The organism is Pseudoalteromonas sp. 11L1, from assembly GCF_055397545.1.
Genome location: NZ_AP041141.1, coordinates 832,187 through 851,418, shown reverse-complemented (window position 1 = coordinate 851,418; position 19,232 = coordinate 832,187). Strand labels below are relative to the sequence as shown.

The window sequence follows — 19,232 nt, the reverse complement described above, 5'->3', positions numbered from 1 at the left end:
ATTCGCTCTATAAATGTATTGTTACAAATTTTTACCATTATAAATCATAAAGCTAAATGCTTTGAGTTAGTATTTAGCAAAGATGCTGTGCGAAACCGCATGACACACCGTACAGTAAAATCATATTAACAACTACAAAAGACAAACTATGAAATTAACCGCACTTACCTTGGCGCTTAGTATAGCGCTTGGCAGTAGCTATACTGTTGCTGCCGAAAAAAAAGAAGAAAAAGAGCCACAAACATTAAGTGAAATGATTGAAGGCCAAACCGAATTTGTTGGCATTTTTAATCTTTACCAAGATAAAAAAACCGGCGACCACCTAATGGTAATTAACGAGTCACAACTCGATACTCCTTTTGTTTATTTTGCACACACCATTGACGGCGCGACTGATGCGGGCCACTTTCGTGGCGCGTACCGTGAAACAAAGTTAATCGAATTTAGAAAATACTTTGATCGTATCGATATTATTAGCAAAACCCCGCGCTACTTATTTAACGAAAATAGTGCGCTAGCTAAAGCCAGCGAGGCAAACATTAGCGAAGCAGTACTTGCAAGTATAAAAATAGAAAAGCAAGAAGAGGGTAAAATAGCCTTTAATGTTAACAAGCTATTTTTAAGTGAAGCCCTGCATAAAGTATCGCCAACACCTAATCCGAACGATAAAAATGCTAAAAAGCGTTTTAAAGTAGGTAAATTAGATGATAAAAAATCACGTATCATCAAACAGCGCCCATACCCTAACAACCTAGATCTGGTGGTTGATTATGTTTTTACTAATAGTAGCCCAACCGTTCGAGGCTCAGGTGCGATAAGCGATCCACGAAGCGTGTCAGTAAAAGTACAGCATTCATTTGTGGCTTTACCTGAAAATAGTTATCAACCTCGCCTTGATGATGCGCGCATTGGTTATTTCACCAATCAGTTTGATAAAATGACATCAACTGACTGGGCACCATACCAAGATGTAATAAAGCGCTGGGACCTACAAAAGAAAGATCCAAACGCAGCACTTTCAGAGCCAGTAAAGCCGATTACCTGGTGGATAGAAAATACTACGCCTGTTGAGTGGCGAGATACAGTTCGTGACGCCGTACTTGCTTGGAATAGCTCATTTGAAAAGGCAGGCTTTAAAAATGCAATAGAAGTAAAAGTACAACCTGATGATGCCGATTGGGATGCCGGCGATATTAACTATAATGTACTGCGTTGGACTTCATCGCCTAAGCCACCTTTTGGTGGATATGGACCAGCATTAGCTAACCCGCTAACCGGTGAAATTTTAGGCTCAGACATTATGCTTGAGTTTGTATTTATGAAAAACCGCTGGATATACGATACGCTTTATACTCAAGGCACTATGAGCCATACACAACCAGGAAGCAACACTGAGCTTAATTGTTCTTTAGGTCATGAATTACAACAAAACCTAATACTTGCAAAAGGCTTAGCAAATGGCGCTGATATTGAAGATACTGAAATGTTACGCCAAGGTTTAACTCAGTTGGTTTTACATGAAGTAGGGCATACTCTAGGTCTTAATCACAACATGAAATCTTCTATTTTGTGGGATGAGAAAGAAGTTCACGACAAAAGTAAAACTCAAGGTATAGTGACCGGCTCAGTAATGGACTATGCGCCAGCAAATATAGCGCCAACGGGTGTAACTCAAGGCGATATCTTCCAAACTAAACCCGGTCCATACGATGATTGGGCAATAAACTACGGCTACAGCGCAGCACTTAAAGATGAAGCAGCAGAACAAGCTCGTCTTGATAAAATACTCGCTCGCTCAAGCGAACATGCACTGGCCTTTGGTAACGATGCCGACGATATGCGTGCACCAGGTCGCCACATAGACCCTCGCGTGATGATTGGCGATTTATCGTCTAACCCTGCAGCTTATGGTGCAGATAGAATGGCCCTGATCAATACACTATTTTCAGAACTTAAAGACAAAGCTACAGTAAAAGGCGAGTCTTACCAACAGCTTGTTACTTCTGCTAACAGCCTATTTGGCCAATACCGTGCACAAGCAGGCGTGGTATCTCGTCAAATTGGTGGGGTTTATGTAGAGCGTGCTGTCGTAGGTGATGAAAATGCAGCTAAGCCTTTTACACCGGTGCCACTTGAGCGCCAAACCCAAGCAATGGCTATTTTAGCTGAGTATGTGTTTGCTCCAAATGTACTGCAAAGCATGCAGCCTTTGTATAACTTTATGCAGCAGCAGCGTCGTGGGTTTAATCATTATGGTAAAAACGAAGACCCTAAACCGCATAAAATGATTTTAGGCATGCAAAAAGGTGTGTTAGCGCAACTACTGCATCCTGCTGTGTTACTACGTATTTCAGACACTGCTTTATATGGAAATGAATACAGCCTTACGCAATTTATGGAGGATTTAACTGCAAGTATCTTTGTTGATAGCAAAAACGCTAATTCAATCAGTCATAACTTACAGATTGAATACGTAAATCAGCTTATTGCAATTGCAGGCTTAGAAAAAGCAAGTAAATACGATAACTTAGCGAAAACAGCCGCGCTATATCAGCTAACTCAAATAGCCAATCAAGATGTTGCATGGGGCGCTGATACCGCAACCAAAGCACATAAAAAGTATATCGACCGCTTAATTAGCAAAGCGCTAGAAGCGTAAATAACACTGAGTAAACCAAGGCCACGTTTTACGTGGCTTTTTTACACTAATTCAAAGGTAAATAGTACCTTTTAGGTATCTTACCGCATGACCCGTTAATGTCACTGTTGTACTGCCCACTTCACAATGTAACTTCCCACCCCGTTGTGAAGCCTGATAAGCATTTAAAGAGTGTTTGCCAAATTGTTCTGCCCAATAAGGGGCAAGCCCGGTATGAATTGAACCGGTCACAAAGTCTTCATCACCACCACTGGCAGGCCAAAAATAACGAGAAATAAAGTCATACTCAACACTCGGTGCTGTTGCAACCACATCTAATGGGGCTAATTTTTTTAGTTGTTCATTGGTTGTTTTCAGATCTACAACCTGCTGCTCATTATCATAAATAGCAAAATAAGCTTGGCGGTTTTTCAGCACTTTAATAGGTTGTATAGACAGGCCGGCTAATAAAGCATCAGGGATAAGCCGAACCTCTTCAGGGGCTTGTTTAGGAAAGGTCATAGCAAAGCTGCCATCGTTATTTTTATTAACAATCAGTTTGCCCACCGCCTCTGCGCTAAAGCGCACCTGCGATATACTATGTTGCTCACAAAGCACATAGGCCGCTGCTAAAGTAGCATGGCCGCAAAAATCAATCTCCATTAATGGCGAAAACCAACGTATCGCAAAGCTTCCATCTGCCGACTGACAAGTAAAAGCAGTTTCAGATACGTTATTTTCAGAAGCGATATTCAGCATAAGATCATCACTAAGCCACGATTCTAGTGGGATCACAGCGGCATAGTTACCTTTAAACAGTTCACTGCTGAACGCATCGATTTGATGGATAGTTAATTTCATAGTGGGCACTTTTTATTTATTGGTCACTCAAAGTGCCACAAATGAAATTAACGGTCACTATAATTTTATGCCAACACAGGACGTACGCGATAATACTGCATACACGCAAACTGCACCGCATTAGTCAGTAATATCATAACAAACATTAGTATATGCGAAGTACTTTGCACAGGCATAGCAAGCTCTGCAAACAAACCACAGATACCAGCTATAAATTGTAAACTAAAATAGCGAGCACTAAGGTTACTAATATTCCCTGTGCGAAGTGTTTTGTAGGTTTGTGGCATAACTCGTACTGAACTCATGATTAAGCCCACATAGGTTAAGCCATTTAGCACAGTGGCAGTATCTAGGTTAGGGTTTAACAGCAACAAAAAAGGTAATAACGAAAAGCTAAGCATGCCAAGTAACTGCAGCTTCTGACGTTTAGCGGCATTATAACGTGCAAAAAAGTATAAAATTAGTCCGCTTAAAAAGCCTGTCGCAAAAAACGGCAAGGCAATATAAAAGCGAGCAAAGTAAAGATTGTAGCTTATAAAGTACACACTTTGCGCTAAACCAAATGTCATCATTAACAGTGATACACCTGATACACTGCGGTTTTTTATAATTTTATTGAGTAACGGTAAAAAACTAAAAACCAAAATAAATACTGACAAAATAGGCAAATAATACGCCAAAGCAAACCTCGCTCGTTACATTGTTGTTAATGAAAAGGAAGAAATAAAACATTTTTTAAACATTTGTTTTTAAAGGCTTTATTTATGTGCGCGCATTGTAGGACTGGCTAGCTTTTATACAAGCTTCACACCAACTTTAATTTCCTCCTGTGGCAACCTGAGTATACAAAAACCGTTACTAAAACTTCACAGTCTCACCCTTTTATAATTGCAACACAAATGATAACTGTTATCATGCGCATATCTACAGATTAACATGCAAGCCTAAGTAATGAGAAAAACACTGTTTAAAGTTCATAGTTGGTTGGCGCTAATTGCCATTATTCCGTTAATTGTTATTAGCATTACTGGCAGTGTTTTAGTGTTTAAAAGTGAAATTGATGGCCTACTGATGCCAGATAAACACTTTGTGGTACAGCAACAAGCTGCACGTTTGCCTATGGACTCATTAATAAATAAAGCCGAAGCAGCCTTTCCTGAATATGTAGTAGGAAGCTGGGAGCTTTTTAATAACAGCACCGCTGACCGGCTTTATTTGGTTAAGCGTGGAACTGACAATTGGTATAAGTTGCACTTAGATCAATACACGGGAGAGATTTTATCAGAACCAGTAAGCACCACTCATTATTTTACTGACTGGTTTTTAGAGCTTCATTATACTTTTTTACTTAACGACTTAAAAAGCTTACCAGGGCAAACAGGTACCGTATTAGGCTTCTTTTTTGCTCTATTTTTATTAACTTTAGGTATTACTGGCTTAATTATTTACCGCAAATTTTGGCAGCGACTATTTAGCGTACGCTGGCGAGCAACTTTGCAGATAGTACTAAGCGACATTCATAAAATGACTGGAGTATTAGGTTCACCTATCCTTATCGTTTTAGCGATTACCGGTGGCTATTTTAATGGCGCTGTGTGGTATCACGAAGTAATAGAACACGCAGAAGAAGAGCACTACACTATTACAAATAAATTATATAGTGACGACATTTCTTTTGAGCGCATTCTTAATGATAGTAAGCTGCAAATACCCACTTTTAACACTACTTTTTTAGTTTTCCCGCGAGAGCCTGATGAAAATATTACTCTTTATGGCGAAGTAAATACCAGTAATCCACTTACCAGTGAATACGCCAATACCATAACCTACAATAAGCAAACAGGTGAACACATGGCTAACTGGGATATTCGTGAAACCGGAGTTGGTTGGCAAGTAATTGATAGCTTTAGAAAACTACACTTTGGCTATTTTGCAGGGCTTATCAGTAAAATACTTTGGTGTATTGTTGGTCTTAGCCCTGTATGGCTGGCTGGTACAGGCTTTTATTTATGGCTTACACGCCGTAAACGTAAAAAGCAATCACACAAAAATCGCTTAAGTAAGCATCGCACTGTAAGTGCTTGATTATAAAGTCACCTCATTGTAATCTTAAAAGTCACAGTGAGGTGATTTATGAAATATCTAGTTTTTACACTTAGCTTTTTTTTAGCTGCATGCAGTAGCACTCAACCAGCAGTGCAAATTAAAAAGGTACAGCTTACACAAGTAATTAACCACTCTCTTTTCAAGCGTGTTGAAACCCCTAATGAACACAGTGTTTTTGAGCTTCCAGAACCTGAAAAAGAAAAGTTTTTAGCTTATGCACAGAAGCGCTTAAATGAGATACGTGCTGATGAAATTGTTTTTAACTACCTAGAAAACCAGCTTACCAACTTTAAGTATCACGGTGATACACTAACATCCAAACAAACTATTGAACGCTCACAAGGCAACTGTATTAGCTTAGCTATATTGACACAAAGCTACGCCACGCTTTTAGATCTTGACACCAGTTTTCAAGAAATGACCAGCGAACCTGTGTATGCCAAAGAGGGAAGTTTAGTTTACATAGCCAACCATTTTAGAACCAAAGTTTACGCACCGGAAGAAGAAACTGATGATAACTTTATTGTATTTATTCGCCCAGGCACTTTAATAGATTACTTCCCAACCCGCGGCAGCTTTTATGCTGGCAGCGCCACCTATAATGATTTACTCAATAAGTTTTACAGCAATTTAGCGGCGGAGGCATTAGCTAAAAATAAACTCAATACAGCCTACTCTCTTATTTTGAAAGCTAATTCTTTTACTCCTAACGATCCTGAACTGTTCAATATTACGGGTATATTACATCGCCGTGCAGGCGATTTAAAAAGCGCTCAACTGATTTACCAAACCGCACTAAATAGAAGCGATATAAGTATAAACTTAATCAATAACTATCGGCTACTCGCAAAAGATCTTGGTGATACAGAGCTAGAAAAACAATTAACAAGCCAATTAATTAATGAAGAAAAAGACCCTTACGAGCTATTGGTTATTGCTAAAAACAATCTGCAAGAAGGAAAGGTAACTCAAGCTAAAAACCACCTTGAGTCAGCAATTGCAAAAGCCCCATATATATCAGAGCTTTACTTAGAGCTTGCAAAAATTCGTTATCAACAAGGTAAGTCTAAACAAACACAAGCCTTGCTTGAACAAGCCATTAAATATGAGCGAGACAATGAAAAGCTCAATATATACCAAGCAAAGTTAGCATCGCTTACTAACCCAAAGTAGGTTGCTTTTGGGTAATACATATTTAAAAGTGTATTACCCATAATATTAAAGAGAGTAGTAAAAGCTTAACCACGCGCGCATTTCATCTTCAAAGCTGTCGCCTTCAACACGCGACAGTCCAGCATTAAAGGTTAAATCGTTTACGCCCGCAGGCCCCATTCCGAAGCTAAAATCACCTTGATATTTTAAGCCATAACTTTGTGCATAAACGCTGTTGTCTAATTGATGTTGCTTGTAATAAAGCCAAGGCATGCCTTCTTTAAAGCTGATGCCACCACCATAACCTTGGTAACGCTCTGCAGTTGCACTGTAATATGGCAGTTCAGCAGCAAGCACAAACTCGCTACTTTGTTGCTGATTAATCAGGTTAGAGCTAAACCCACCTAAAGCTAAATCACTATCGTCTCGCTGTTTTTGTTCAAAGCTCACAAACATGGGAATATTAAATGCTTTGCCAAATACTTTTGTTGCCAAGTCATAACCTTGCCAATGGCGACTGTGATTCCGTCCCTCATAAATACTGGCATAAATACTCTGCCCTATGGCAAATGCTTGGCGGTCATGTTGCCATTGCTGACTAATACTCAACCGTGTCCAATTTTTATGACCATTTTTATAATCTGTATAGTTATAAGCAAGTTCTGGGGTTAACTGTAATTGACCAAATTTCAATGGGTGGCTTATTGCAGCAAAGCCACCTCGGGCGTCAATATCGACGTTTAAGCTAGGTTGATATTGATGTGATGTATCCAAATTATAATCAAATAGCGCAAGCTTAAACTTTGTATTTAACGCATTGTATTTTGCTTGTACAAACCCTCCATGTAATGCACCGTCATGCAAATCAATGTTATAACCCGCTTGTAAATCAAGTTGCTTTAATAGGTCGCTACTTTTTATACCTACGCTTAGCAAACTGGTTGACGCTGAATAATACTGTGATCCCAAGGCAAACGTCGCTTGCTGATCAAGTACTGCGTAATCGCTTTGCTCTGCTATCTCATCGGTATATATTTTTGCCGGTGGCAAGGTATGCTTATTTATCATCAACAATGGAGCTTCACTGGTTACAGCGAGATCCGTCACGGCTGTGCGGTTTTTTGTTGTTAGCGTTTTTACATCAGGGCCATCGGCATTAATAGAGAAATAAAGTAGTGAGCCATCTTCAGCCTCAATCGGGTATGCGAGCGCTTCTTGCCCGTTAGTTAAGCGTGTGAGGGTGTTATTTTTTATATGATAATTATAAATATCAGTCTTATTATTTAGGCCAGCAACAAAATAGATAGATTCCCCATTTTGACTAAAACTCGGCTGACTTAAATACTGATACCCATTAGGCATTGGGACTGACTGCCTAGTATCACCGCTCAAATCTTGTATATACAATTGCCAATTTTCGTTTAATGACGCTGATAAATAAGCTAATTTTGTTTCATCGGGGCTTAGGGTCGGGTAATCGTACGTCGTTTTTAAGCTCTTGGTAAAAAGTGGCGTGATTGCTTGTGTATTAAGATCGACTTTTACTAATTCAGAATACCCAGCTCTTATTTGCTCACCGTAAAGTGTTTCACCATTGCGGGTAACACTAAAACGACGAATACCAGCCAGTTCAGTGAGTTGTTCGACGTTGCCAGTATCTATGTTATAGCTAAAAATGTCAGACACTTTGTTATAAGTCCCCGACTCCTCACTACTGTAGGCATTAAAATAAAGAGTGTTATTGCCTACCCACTGCGGATTGGCAATACCTGCGCGATTTATTTGATTTAATATTTGTTTTTGTTCGCGCTTAAATACACTTGGCGCAGTATCAGGAATATCCTTAGCATCATCTTCAAGTAATTGCTTTTGTGCTTTAGTAAATTGCTGTTGCGCTTTAGTGTTGTCTTCAGTGCTATAAATTATGAGCTTAGTATTACTTTTTTTATCACGCTCCACTATGGCAATTTTGCTGCCATCATCTGAAAGAACGGGGTTGCTAGCGTATAAATCAAGCTTCAACCAAAGCTTGCTATTAAGTGGTGACTCGGTTTGCTCTTGTTGCATTGCTTTATAAGTGTACTCAGCAATAAATCGACGATATAGCTTGGCAGCGCTTTGCCCAAATACACCAGAAAATGCATCATCAAAATCTCGAGACTTAACCGCTCGCATACGAACCCATACGTTATCGACCAACTGCTCTGAGTAATTTTGCTCTAGCCAGTATAAAAACCGACTTCCCATTAAATACGCCATGGAGCCCGCCATAAAGCCTTCATCACTATTTAGTTGCCCATAGGTCGGAAGCGCTCCTTGCTGAGCAAACTCCCTGAGTATTGCCTCAGAATAGTTATCAAAGAGCCGCCCTCGCCCTGTCATTTTAGACTCAATTAAGGTGGCGTATCCTTCAGCTACCCAGCGCGGTGTGTCACCATAGGTTAAATCGTAAAGATCCCATACCCCTCTAATTTTTTGTTGCCACTCGCTGCGAGTCGGCTGCGCTAAATGAACTAAGTGAATGTACTCGTGCAGCACTAGTAATTGCTGCCAGCCCGATGAGTTTGAGATTACTGTGTCCGATTGTGGTGGCGTAGTAAAAAGCGCCATAACAGGATTATTAGAGGTTGGTAAGGCAAAGCCATTAGCTGCATTTAAAGGATCAAATACCACCACATCGACGATTTTATCAAGGGCACGGTTTTGTTGCTCAAGCACTTTTGTACGGACAATCTCCAGCTCCACCGCGGTCGATTTAGCAAAATCAGTATGTTCACTGCTAAAGTGAACATTAAAATGCTCAGTATGAATGGTTTGCCAATTGGCTGCGAAGCTTGGTGCAGCCAGTAATAAGGCTGATGCAATGAGTGACTTTTTCACAATAATCCCTTAAATAGTGCTTTTAATAATGCTTAGAGTATTATTAAAAGGGAAAAACGGGCAGTAAAAAAGTGTAATAAAGCATGTGCAAATGTGTATTTACACCTGCCTTATTATTTAACCTGAACTTTAGTTATTTTCAACAAGGGAAGTTACATCCAACTACGAGGATCTGACTCAGCCTGCATCAGTGTAAAATCTATAATGAAGTCAGCATCTTGCTGTTTTAAATATGGGACATACGCACCGCCTGCAGCAAGTTGTATATACAGGCTTTTTAAGCCAGAGCGACGCATAAAAAAGGTGCTCACACTGCGAGCGCTTTGTGCTTTGTACAGCTCAAATACTCGGTAATGCACGCCAATCATACCTTTGCGCACCACCATATAAAAACGCCCATCTTGTTGATGAAGGTAATACCCATAACGTTTATATGATAAAAACACTAACGCGGCTAATACCAAAAATAATGCTAATGAAATTAATATATTAAGTTGCATAAAGCTAACTAAAAACCCAGAAGCAACGCTCGGTAGCAAGGCATAAAACAGCATATTTTTATATAGCAACGCCCTTTCTACTGCTTTAAATGCCAGCTTTTTACTGTTAAACCACGGGGAAATCCACTGACACACATTATCAACTTGCTCCTGCGTGAGCACTGGTAACACTAAGGTTTGTTTATTCTTTTTCGCCATACTTGCAGCACCGCCGCTGCTGGCTTGCAAACACTCAACAGTAAAGCGCTTTAATAGCCTGGCAACTAGGTTTTGCTTAATAACTATAGATTGTACTTTATCTAAACTAATTGACAGTTGATGGCGCTCTAACAGCCCTGCAATACGTTTAAATTTATTATTTTTAAAGTAAAGCTGATAGTTATAAAAGCGAATGAGCGACATAGTCACCGATAAAAACACCGCAATAAATACCAACATAATAATTAAAGTAATAACCGCAAATACCGCTGCATTAGCCACCACACCGAGCTCTTGTTGATAAAAACCCTCTATTTTTGTTATAAATTGCTGCTCTAAAAAATCGATGGCCACATTCATAAAAGGGGCAATAGCTGCAAGCGCTAAGATTGCCATGTTCGACATTAAGCCAAACTTAGCTATTTCTTTATTTGAAATAAATAAACTATTTTCATTCTGATCTTCAGTATGAGAGCGCGCTGTATTAGCCTCCTCTGCTGATGGTTGCTGCTGCGCTTTATAGTCAAATACCTGTTTGCGCATTTGCTTGGCATAATCACTGGTTACTCCAGGCAATACCGCTTCTTGGGCAACACTGCCGGCAGCATCAAAAATGCAATTAACTAAGCCTACTGGAGTAAAATAAAAGGGTTCTGCTATGTTTACATTTTGCACCCGAGAAAACTTTAAGGTGAGTCGCTCTTTTTTAAATACGCCTTTATTTAGTAAAATTTCATGCTCGTCAGTAATACAAAAACGAAAACTGCGGTAATACAAAAAACAATAGACGAGCAATGAAGTCAGAGCAATCGTGAGCCCAACTTGCCCCCAAAATAGTTTATTTTCTACTTGGGTAACAAAAACCACCAACACGGGCAGTAAATTAAATAAGCCATCTTTGATAAACCGCACACTAAAATGCATCACAAAATAAGCCAGTGCCCAGGGCGACACTTTTTGCCAATTAAGTGAAGATGACGTTATTTGTGTAGCATCAACACTCACTGGCAGTAGCCTCGCTTGTAGTTTCATCGTGGCGATAGCTTTGTACAAATTGACGAATATTTTTGCACTTTTCGTGGGTCAGGCCGCTAATTTGCAAATCAGCACTCATCCCCCCTGCGCTGTAAAGCCGTAAACTGGCTAAACCTAGTTTTCGCTCTATTGGCCCACGATGTATTTCAATATGCTGCACACGCGCTAACGGTAAAATAGTGACCTGTTGCCAAATAATACCCTTTTTAAACGCTATATCGTGGGTACGTAATGCACTGCCTTGTAATTTAATACTGAACACGCTGTATAACATACAAAGTAAAATTAATAGCGGAACAGCAACCAATAAGTAACCTTGCGCCATGGCTGCAAAATCTGTATTCAAATAACAAACAGCCGCTAGCACTAAGCAAAAAGGGATAAAAAATAACAACCAATTCAACTGTGCATGCAATAATGCTTTATCGGCAAGCGGTTCAAACTCTATGCTTTGATGTTGCGGTAGGTCGGTTATTTGTTGATTCGTAAACACGCTTCGCTCCATTGGACGTATTGGCTTTAACCAAGCCACTTTATTGTTGTTACTAAAGTATGGCTTTGTTTTGGCTCAAGCGTAACCGCATCTTCTAGTACATTCGCAGCCTCTAGGCATAACATGCTTTTATAATCATCATCGGCAAAATTTGATAGCCGCTTTGATTTTTCAATCCATGGGTTCCATAACACGCACGAGCGCGAGTTTTCTCTGCTAACACTGATCATCCCTTGAGGAGTATCAATTGTTTGAACTGCTGCGGCTTGGGTATAAACCATATCGGTTTCACGGGAAAAGTCGATCACATCATGTTGCTGATGAGGCCCTTGACCAAACTCTATATATTGTGCCCCTTGCAGGCCTGTCACACGGGTATTCTTAATATCTTGTGTTGGAAAGTAAGTATGCAGCGCTTGTGTATAGCTAAATGGTACATTGCCTAAATTACAGGTGGTTAAACGCACCTCTAATTGCTCAGATAAAATAAACTCAACCCGTAAAGAAGATTGATGCGGCCAAAAGGTAGAGTCTACCTGCCTCATGGGTAATTTTAGGCTAACCGTAACTTCGTCCTCGGTTTCATGCACTTCATCAGCTTGCCATACGAGTGTGCGAGCAAAGCCATGAGCTGGGAAGTCTGTATTTTCATGTTGACCAAACCAAGGCCAGCAAATAGGAATGCCGCCGCGAATACTTTTCCCTTCGCTAAAGGTTTCATCCCCAGACACCCACAATAATGGCAATTTACCTTTGGGTGTAAACTCAGTTATTTGCCCACCTTGTAAAAATATTTTCGCCTCACATTGGCGACTATTAATACTAATAAATTCTAAACCGCTATGTGTACGCTCAATACATACTGAGGGTGATAATTGCATTTTATTTCCTTTAACACTGAGACTAATTTTTAATACTTAACCTGAGTTCAGGTTACTTGTACACAAACAATAATGCATGCTTAAAGCATAAGCTACATAGAATAGTTATTTAAATTGAGTTAGTTACTATATTCTTATGCAAAATCAACGGTAAAATTACGACTAAAGCTTTACAACTCTGCCTTTCAACCTAGGGAAGGTTCACAAATAGAATGTTATAAGCATTTAATAAAATAAAGATAATAAATGCTATTTTAATTACTGCTCAAATTAATAAAAGTCAATAAAAACTAATAATAGCTGGCATAAATAACATATATCATTTGAATTCAATTTATTTGATGTGTAACATTTCATGATTACGGCAAATCATTCGCCTTCCATGAGACAAACAAATGCAAAAATATGACGAGTTACTAGTTTCTTTACGCAAGGTGATCCGTGCGATTGACTTACATTCAAAGCAACTTAATAAAACAGCGGGTTTAACAGGGCCACAACTGCTTATCATGCAGGAAGTGTCTCAAACAGATGGTATTACCGCCAGCCGTATTGCGCAAAACGTCAACTTAAGCCCAGCAACGGTTACTAATATTCTTGACCGAATAGAGAGCAAAAACTTAGTAACACGTGTACGCAGTCAAATGGATAAGCGCCGAGTCAGCTTATACCTTACCGAACAAGGTAAGGAACTACTCGAAAAAGCACCTCAGCCATTACAAGAGCATTTTATCGAAAAATTTTCAGCACTTGCTGAATGGGAACAGAGTTTACTCCTTTCATCAATGCAACGTATTGCCGCAATGATGGATGCTGATAAGCTAGACGCTTCACCGCTTTTAGAAGTCGGCGCACTGTTTCAAACTCCTAAAGAATAAAACGCAGTATAAAAATAATAAAACCCCTTTTATCGCCTTAAATGACTTAGTTGATAACATGTAACTAAGCCATTTAAGCTTCATTTTATCCTGTAATTAACTTACCTTTTACCGTTTAATTTATTAAATAGAGCTGGCGTGAACATAAAAAACGTTTTTGTTTATTATAAAAATATCGGCTTTAAATTGCTGGGGTTACTGTGTGTATTACTCGGCATTATTGGTGTTGCCCTACCCGTTATGCCAACCACGCCGTTTTTAATTTTAGCCTTAGCCTGTTTTGCTCGCTCATCTAGCGCGCTTGAATCTTGGCTATTAAACCACCCTCGCTTTGGGACAACATTACAACATTGGCGCGCTCATCAAATAGTTCCTGTAAAGGCAAAATATGCTGCGGGTCTAGGTATGCTAATAGGCTTTATATTTTTATTATACAGCAGCCCTCCAGCTTGGGTTATTGCCCTAGTTGCTGTGGTTGAAGTGCTGGTTTTAACTTACTTAATTTCTAAGCCCTCAACTCCACCTAAAAACTAGGGTCTGTATAAGCAAAATAAAGTGTAAAGTTTGGTAAATAAATTTGTAACAGCTAATGCAAATCATTATCATCCGTACAAATTAATTAAATTTGCACCTTTTATGCCCTTTGTTAATAAACGCGCTTTATATAGTACGAGTCGTGCTTTACATATCTATATTTCTACCGCTTTGTTTTTTCTACTTATTTTATTTTGTGTAAGCGGCATAGTGCTAAACCACGTTGACTGGTTAAAAAACGATAAAAACAACGGCCAAATTACCGCTGCAATTCCAGCTGAACTACTTACAAAAGCACAAACACAATTAAACACCCTACCTGCTATTTACCCCCAAATAGAAGCTTACCTAGCCAAGCAGTATGGGCTGAATAAAGTAAAAAGCATTGAGTGGGAAAAGCAAGATTCACTGGTCATGCTCGACTACCCATTACCTGCAGGCTACGCCTACGCAGAGTTTGATTTTATTAGTGGCGAATTGTTACTCGATTATCAAACCGGGGGATTTTTAAGTGTCATTGGCGACTTACATAAAGGCCGTTACAGCGGTGATGTATGGAGCTGGGTTATTGATATATCAGCAGTGCTAATGATCCTATTTGCCATCACCGGCATGATTATTTTATTTCAAAATAGAAAAAAACGCTTAGCAGGAATATGGATAACCGCATTAGGTGTAGCAACACCTATCGTTATTTACCTGTGTTGGGTGCCACAAATAAAAGGAGTGTCTTAATGTTTAAAGTTAAACCATGGCTAAGCATCACGCTGTTAGTCGCCGCGCTATTTCAAATTAATGCTCATGCACAATCGTCAAGGTTAGAAGTTGAATTAACCCTCGCCGATTTAAACGTGCAACCTTACCACCGACCTTATGTTGCTGTATGGCTGGAAACGCCAGAGCGTAAACACGTCACAACATTAGCGCTTTGGGTACAAAAAGCGGAATGGTTTAAAGACCTACGCCAATGGTGGCGCAAAGCCGGTAAAAGTAATGCTCAGTTTGATGGTGTCAGCGGCGCAACCAAGCGTGCCGGCACATATACAATTAGTTGGGATGGCAACGATCTAAACGGTAACCCTGTAACGCCCGGTAAATACCTACTTAATATTGAAGTTGTGCGCGAAGAAGGTGGCCGTGATTACAGCCGTATTGAGCTTGATTTAACTCAATCAGAGAAAATAACTATTGAAGGTAAAAACGAATTTACAACCAGTTTTGTTACCGTAAACGCTAAGTAGTAGCTATTTATAATTCGAATTTAAAGGACAGAAAAATGAAAATTAATTTATTAAAAACAGCATTAATTGGCGCACTTAGCTTATCAGCGCTGGTATCTACATCAGCCAGCGCACATGGCCGTTGGTTATTACCATCACACACTTCGCTTTCTGGCGATAAAGCGCATTATGTAATGATTGATGCGAGTATTTCTAACGAAATGTTTGCCCCCGACAAAGCCTTTAAGCCAAAAGAAAAAGACGCTCAATGGGACGACACATTACTCATGGCGCTTATGCCAAACGGCGAGAAAGTATCTGAAACCATTCGTGCTTATTACTTAAAGCGCAAGAGCTCAGCAGCAGTAAGCCTCAAAGAAGAAGGCACTTACCACATTGCTATGACGCAAAAGCCAATGTACATGACCTTCTATAAGGACGAAGAGGGTAAACGCAAACGTGTATTTGGTAAAAAAACAGACGCTAAATTACCTAGCAACGCTGAAGGCGTGCGCACCACTAAAGTTATTTCAACAGTAGATACCTTTGTAAGCCGCAACGGTACATCTAAGCCAGCCCTGTTAGGTTTAGGCTTAGAGCTAAGTGGCCCTACACACCCAAATGACTTATTTGTTGGTGAGCAAGCACGTTTTCAATTACTACAAGACGGAAAACCAGCAGGCGAAGGCATTGAAGTAAATATTTTAAGAGGCGACACTCGCTACCGCAACGAACGTGGCGAAGTAAAAGTAACCACCGATAAAAACGGCTTCTTTACAACAACATGGAACGCACCGGGTATCTATTTAATTGAAACCGCCACTGAAGTTGATGTAAATGAAGAGGGCGTAGACTCAGGTCGTTATGCATTATTTACAACGCTTGAAGTAGCCCCTGAGTAATTTTTTAGGCATTTATTTAAACGTATTTTCTAAGCCAAGTTTTTAACTTGGCTTTTTTATGCCTATCACTTTTTTTCAATCTCTCTTTTACTTTTTATTGATTTCGCAACCATTCGCCACAAGATTACAACAGTAACGATCTAATCGTCTGTAACGTACGTAAACAGTGGCCTTACATATTAAAAACGTGAATAACATAGATGGTTTTTATCTTTGCACGTAGTTGAGCGCTTCTATATGATTCGCTCCTTTTTCAAACTCACCAAAACAACGACGTTCTTAAGGAACATAAATGACTTTTAAGCGTTTATCTGCCAATAAATTAGCACTTAGCCTGGCCGTAACCTCTGCACTTGGCGGTTCTTTTGTTACAGCTAATGCAGCAGAACAAGATACTCAGGCACAAGAGAATATCGAAGTAATCTCAGTAACAGGTACTCGCCGTAGTTTGCGAAGTATTGCACAAAGCTCAGTGCCAGTAGATATTATTACTAGCAGCGACATGGCAAGCACAGGCCAACTTGAGATTAGCCAAGTTCTTGCCAACCAAGTGCCTAGCTTTAACTTTCCAAGTGCCACTTTAGGTGATGGAACAGACCACGCAAAACCTGCTGTACTGCGCGGCTTAGCGCCCGATCACACTTTAGTGCTTATCAATGGTAAACGCCGTCACTCTGGCGCGCTTTTAAACTTAGCGGGTGTTGTAGGCAGAGGATCTACTGCGGTAGATTTAAACATGACCCCTACATCAGCCATTAAGCGCGTAGAAGTACTTCGCGATGGCGCTGCAGCGCAATACGGCTCTGATGCCATTGCCGGGGTGATTAATATTGTTTTAAAAGACGCCTCTGAAGGCGGCAGTGTAAGCGTAACCTATGGTGAATACGACACACAAATGGCGGGCGCACCTAACTTAGAAAGCGCCTACGCAGATGCAAATGGCGATCTTGCATTTAACCTAGGTGATGACCGCGAAATTAGCGATGGCGCAACACGCACTATTAGCGCTAACTCTGGATTTGCATTATCAGACAGCGGCTTTGTAAATGTATCGATTGAATACCGCGATAACAGCCCAACACAACGCTCTGGTTTTGATCCGCGTGAGCAATACAGCCGCCTTGACGATGGCAGCCTAGACCCGCGCGAATTTACTATTGACCGTTACAACCATCGTTTTGGTAAAGCAGACCTTGAAGATTATGCTTTATTTTACAATATGGGTTACGAGCTAGATAACAGCCTAAACCTGTATTCATTTGGTAGCTACTCAAAACGAGAAGGTAACTCAGGTGGTTTTTACCGCCGTGCACAAGACAGCCGTAACGTATTAGCACTCTACCCAGATGGTTTTTTACCGCAAATTGAAACCGATGTTGAAGACTACTCATTTGCCCTAGGCCTAGAAGGTGGAACAGGTGACTGGACATGGGATGTAAGTACCAACTATGGCCGCAACGACTTTGCATTTGGTGTTGTAAATAGCTTAAATACGTCTTTAGGTGCTACCAGCCCCACCGAATTTGATAACGGCGCACTAGTTTATGACCAATTTATAGTCAATGGTGATGCAAGCACAACCCTTGATTTAGGGTTACCTGACGACGTATTTTTTACTCTAGGTGCTGAATACCGCCACGAAAGCTATAAAATAGAACAAGGTGAAGAATCCTCTTACATTACTGCACTTGATAGCAATGGCAATCCAATTGCTGCCGGTGGCGCACAAGTACTTTCGGGTTTTGGTCCAGAAAGCGTAACCTATGAAAGCCGCCATAACGTTGCACTATTTGTTGAGTTTGACACCTACCTAACCGACAACTGGAACATGGTTTTAGCTAGCCGCTACGAAGATTACAGCGACTTTGGTAACACCTTTACTTCAAAGCTTGCAACACGTTACAGCGTAAACGAAAACCTATCGCTACGTGGGGCAATTAGCACAGGTTTCCGCGCCCCATCGCTTGCACAAAGCTCGTATCGCCAAATTTCCACCGTACTTGAAAACAACCAAGCGTTTGAAGTAGGCCTATTCCCAACAGATGCACCAGCAGCACAAGCCCTTGGCGCAAAACAGTTAGACGCTGAAGACTCAGTTAATTTAACAGCTGGCTTTGTATACACCCAAGGTAACTTTAGCTTAACGGTTGACGCCTACCGTATTGATATTGATGACCGTATTGTGCTCTCTGAAAACTTAAGCGGTGCCGCAGTACAACAAATTTTAACGGATGCTGGTGAGTTAAATACCGAAAGCGTACGCTACTTTACCAACGCAATCGACTCACGCACGCAAGGCGTAGACATTGTTGCAACTTACCTACTACAGTTAGATAACTTTGGCGACGTGCGATTAAACGCGGCAGCTAACTTTAACGACACCGAAGTAACACACGTTGACGATAATCCTGAACAACTAAACTCATTAGGTGACGACTATGTTGTATTTGCACGCCGTGAAGTAGGTCGTTTTGAAGAAGGTACTCCAGACAACAAACTGAATCTGTCGGCAGTGTGGAACTTTAACGAATGGCAAACAACTTTGCGTGCAACACGTTATGGTGAAGTTGCCGATATTTCTACTACCGCCGATCGCGATGAATACCTAGACGCTAAATGGATAACCGATTTAGAAGTTGCGTATCGCCCTAACGATGAGTGGAAATTTGCACTCGGTGCCAACAACTTATTTGACCAATACCCGCAAGCCACGGTCGATAATATTGGTTACTCTACCTTTAGCCAAATATTTCCATACACACCGTATGCACCATACAGTTTAGATGGTCGCTTTTTATACGGTAACATTACCTACAGCTTTTAATTTGTATAATTAAAACTGGCGGTTAAAACGAAAAGGATGCTTTATGCATCCTTTTTATTAATAATTAGTAATTTTAACCACTAATTAGTCTTTTAATTTTCAACAAAAAACTAAATTCATTATAAAACAA

At 40.3% G+C, this 19,232-nt stretch carries 15 protein-coding genes; 9 read left to right on the top strand and 6 right to left on the bottom strand.

What is annotated here, in order from left to right:
- Positions 1-148 precede the first annotated feature (148 nt).
- Entirely contained in the window at positions 149-2,659 is a 2,511-nt protein-coding gene (locus tag ACZ5WS_RS03905; RefSeq protein ID WP_464710770.1) for a zinc-dependent metalloprotease, read from the top strand.
- 51 nt (positions 2,660-2,710) lie between these two features.
- On the opposite strand, the gene ACZ5WS_RS03900 is transcribed toward ACZ5WS_RS03905, so the two are convergent.
- Positions 2,711-3,499, bottom strand: a complete 789-nt coding sequence (locus ACZ5WS_RS03900) for a PhzF family phenazine biosynthesis protein (protein WP_198522161.1) — start codon at positions 3,497-3,499, stop codon at positions 2,711-2,713.
- A 65-nt stretch (positions 3,500-3,564) separates the two neighbouring features.
- Entirely contained in the window at positions 3,565-4,179 is a 615-nt protein-coding gene (locus tag ACZ5WS_RS03895) for a PQ-loop domain-containing transporter (RefSeq protein ID WP_464710769.1), read from the bottom strand.
- A gap of 271 nt (positions 4,180-4,450) precedes the next feature.
- Here ACZ5WS_RS03895 and ACZ5WS_RS03890 point away from each other — a divergent pair, with 271 nt between their 5' ends.
- Together ACZ5WS_RS03890 and ACZ5WS_RS03885 are read left to right on the top strand one after the other, a co-directional pair.
- The gene (locus tag ACZ5WS_RS03890; protein WP_464710768.1) at positions 4,451-5,584 is read left to right on the top strand and encodes a PepSY-associated TM helix domain-containing protein; all 1,134 of its coding nucleotides are present in this window, start codon (positions 4,451-4,453) and stop codon (positions 5,582-5,584) included.
- 48 nt (positions 5,585-5,632) lie between these two features.
- Entirely contained in the window at positions 5,633-6,778 is a 1,146-nt protein-coding gene (locus ACZ5WS_RS03885; protein WP_464710766.1) for a tetratricopeptide repeat protein, read from the top strand.
- Between the two features lie 45 nt (positions 6,779-6,823).
- On the opposite strand, the gene ACZ5WS_RS03880 is transcribed toward ACZ5WS_RS03885, so the two are convergent.
- The 4 genes from ACZ5WS_RS03880 to ACZ5WS_RS03865 form a co-directional block, all read right to left on the bottom strand.
- Positions 6,824-9,637, bottom strand: coding sequence for a TolB family protein (locus tag ACZ5WS_RS03880; RefSeq protein WP_464710762.1), 2,814 nt, complete (start codon positions 9,635-9,637; stop codon positions 6,824-6,826).
- A 152-nt stretch (positions 9,638-9,789) separates the two neighbouring features.
- Positions 9,790-11,367, bottom strand: coding sequence for a PH domain-containing protein (locus ACZ5WS_RS03875; protein ID WP_464710759.1), 1,578 nt, complete (start codon positions 11,365-11,367; stop codon positions 9,790-9,792).
- On the bottom strand, positions 11,330-11,875 hold the full coding sequence (locus ACZ5WS_RS03870) for a PH domain-containing protein (RefSeq protein WP_464711475.1): 546 nt from the start codon (positions 11,873-11,875) through the stop codon (positions 11,330-11,332). Before ACZ5WS_RS03870 ends, ACZ5WS_RS03875 begins: the two co-directional genes overlap by 38 nt.
- Positions 11,876-11,889: 14 nt before the next feature.
- A complete protein-coding gene (locus ACZ5WS_RS03865) occupies positions 11,890-12,744 on the bottom strand; it encodes a D-hexose-6-phosphate mutarotase (protein ID WP_464710756.1) in 855 nt (284 codons plus the stop codon).
- Between the two features lie 395 nt (positions 12,745-13,139).
- On the opposite strand from ACZ5WS_RS03865, the gene ACZ5WS_RS03860 reads away from it, so the two are divergent.
- The 6 genes from ACZ5WS_RS03860 to ACZ5WS_RS03835 all read left to right on the top strand — a co-directional run bounded on the left by ACZ5WS_RS03860 (position 13,140) and on the right by ACZ5WS_RS03835 (position 19,102).
- Positions 13,140-13,622 carry a MarR family winged helix-turn-helix transcriptional regulator gene (locus ACZ5WS_RS03860; protein WP_008112832.1) on the top strand — a complete coding sequence of 161 codons (483 nt, stop codon included), beginning with the start codon at positions 13,140-13,142 and terminating at the stop codon, positions 13,620-13,622.
- A gap of 138 nt (positions 13,623-13,760) precedes the next feature.
- Entirely contained in the window at positions 13,761-14,156 is a 396-nt protein-coding gene (locus tag ACZ5WS_RS03855) for a YbaN family protein (RefSeq protein ID WP_464710754.1), read from the top strand.
- A gap of 102 nt (positions 14,157-14,258) precedes the next feature.
- The gene (locus ACZ5WS_RS03850; protein ID WP_138608665.1) at positions 14,259-14,891 is read left to right on the top strand and encodes a PepSY-associated TM helix domain-containing protein; all 633 of its coding nucleotides are present in this window, start codon (positions 14,259-14,261) and stop codon (positions 14,889-14,891) included.
- Positions 14,891-15,397 (top strand): DUF2271 domain-containing protein, encoded by a 507-nt coding sequence (locus ACZ5WS_RS03845; RefSeq protein ID WP_464710752.1) that lies wholly within the window; start codon positions 14,891-14,893, stop codon positions 15,395-15,397. Before ACZ5WS_RS03850 ends, ACZ5WS_RS03845 begins: the two co-directional genes overlap by 1 nt.
- Positions 15,398-15,432: 35 nt before the next feature.
- Positions 15,433-16,278: a DUF4198 domain-containing protein gene (locus tag ACZ5WS_RS03840; protein ID WP_464710750.1), complete on the top strand. Its 846-nt coding sequence runs from the start codon at positions 15,433-15,435 to the stop codon at positions 16,276-16,278.
- Positions 16,279-16,570: 292 nt separating this feature from the next.
- Positions 16,571-19,102, top strand: coding sequence for a TonB-dependent receptor plug domain-containing protein (locus ACZ5WS_RS03835; protein ID WP_464710749.1), 2,532 nt, complete (start codon positions 16,571-16,573; stop codon positions 19,100-19,102).
- The last annotated feature ends 130 nt before the right edge of the window (positions 19,103-19,232 follow it).

What these genes read in the sequence shown, in the direction of transcription:
- ACZ5WS_RS03905 (WP_464710770.1), top strand. Translation starts at nt 149, where the DNA reads ATGAAATTAACCGCACTTACCTTGGCGCTTAGTATAGCGCTTGGCAGT.
- ACZ5WS_RS03900 (WP_198522161.1), bottom strand. Translation starts at nt 3,499, where the DNA reads ATGAAATTAACTATCCATCAAATCGATGCGTTCAGCAGTGAACTGTTT.
- ACZ5WS_RS03890 (WP_464710768.1), top strand. Translation starts at nt 4,451, where the DNA reads ATGAGAAAAACACTGTTTAAAGTTCATAGTTGGTTGGCGCTAATTGCC.
- ACZ5WS_RS03885 (WP_464710766.1), top strand. Translation starts at nt 5,633, where the DNA reads ATGAAATATCTAGTTTTTACACTTAGCTTTTTTTTAGCTGCATGCAGT.
- ACZ5WS_RS03875 (WP_464710759.1), bottom strand. Translation starts at nt 11,367, where the DNA reads ATGAAACTACAAGCGAGGCTACTGCCAGTGAGTGTTGATGCTACACAA.
- ACZ5WS_RS03870 (WP_464711475.1), bottom strand. Translation starts at nt 11,875, where the DNA reads ATGGAGCGAAGCGTGTTTACGAATCAACAAATAACCGACCTACCGCAA.
- ACZ5WS_RS03865 (WP_464710756.1), bottom strand. Translation starts at nt 12,744, where the DNA reads ATGCAATTATCACCCTCAGTATGTATTGAGCGTACACATAGCGGTTTA.
- ACZ5WS_RS03860 (WP_008112832.1), top strand. Translation starts at nt 13,140, where the DNA reads ATGCAAAAATATGACGAGTTACTAGTTTCTTTACGCAAGGTGATCCGT.
- ACZ5WS_RS03850 (WP_138608665.1), top strand. Translation starts at nt 14,259, where the DNA reads ATGCCCTTTGTTAATAAACGCGCTTTATATAGTACGAGTCGTGCTTTA.
- ACZ5WS_RS03845 (WP_464710752.1), top strand. Translation starts at nt 14,891, where the DNA reads ATGTTTAAAGTTAAACCATGGCTAAGCATCACGCTGTTAGTCGCCGCG.
- ACZ5WS_RS03840 (WP_464710750.1), top strand. Translation starts at nt 15,433, where the DNA reads ATGAAAATTAATTTATTAAAAACAGCATTAATTGGCGCACTTAGCTTA.
- ACZ5WS_RS03835 (WP_464710749.1), top strand. Translation starts at nt 16,571, where the DNA reads ATGACTTTTAAGCGTTTATCTGCCAATAAATTAGCACTTAGCCTGGCC.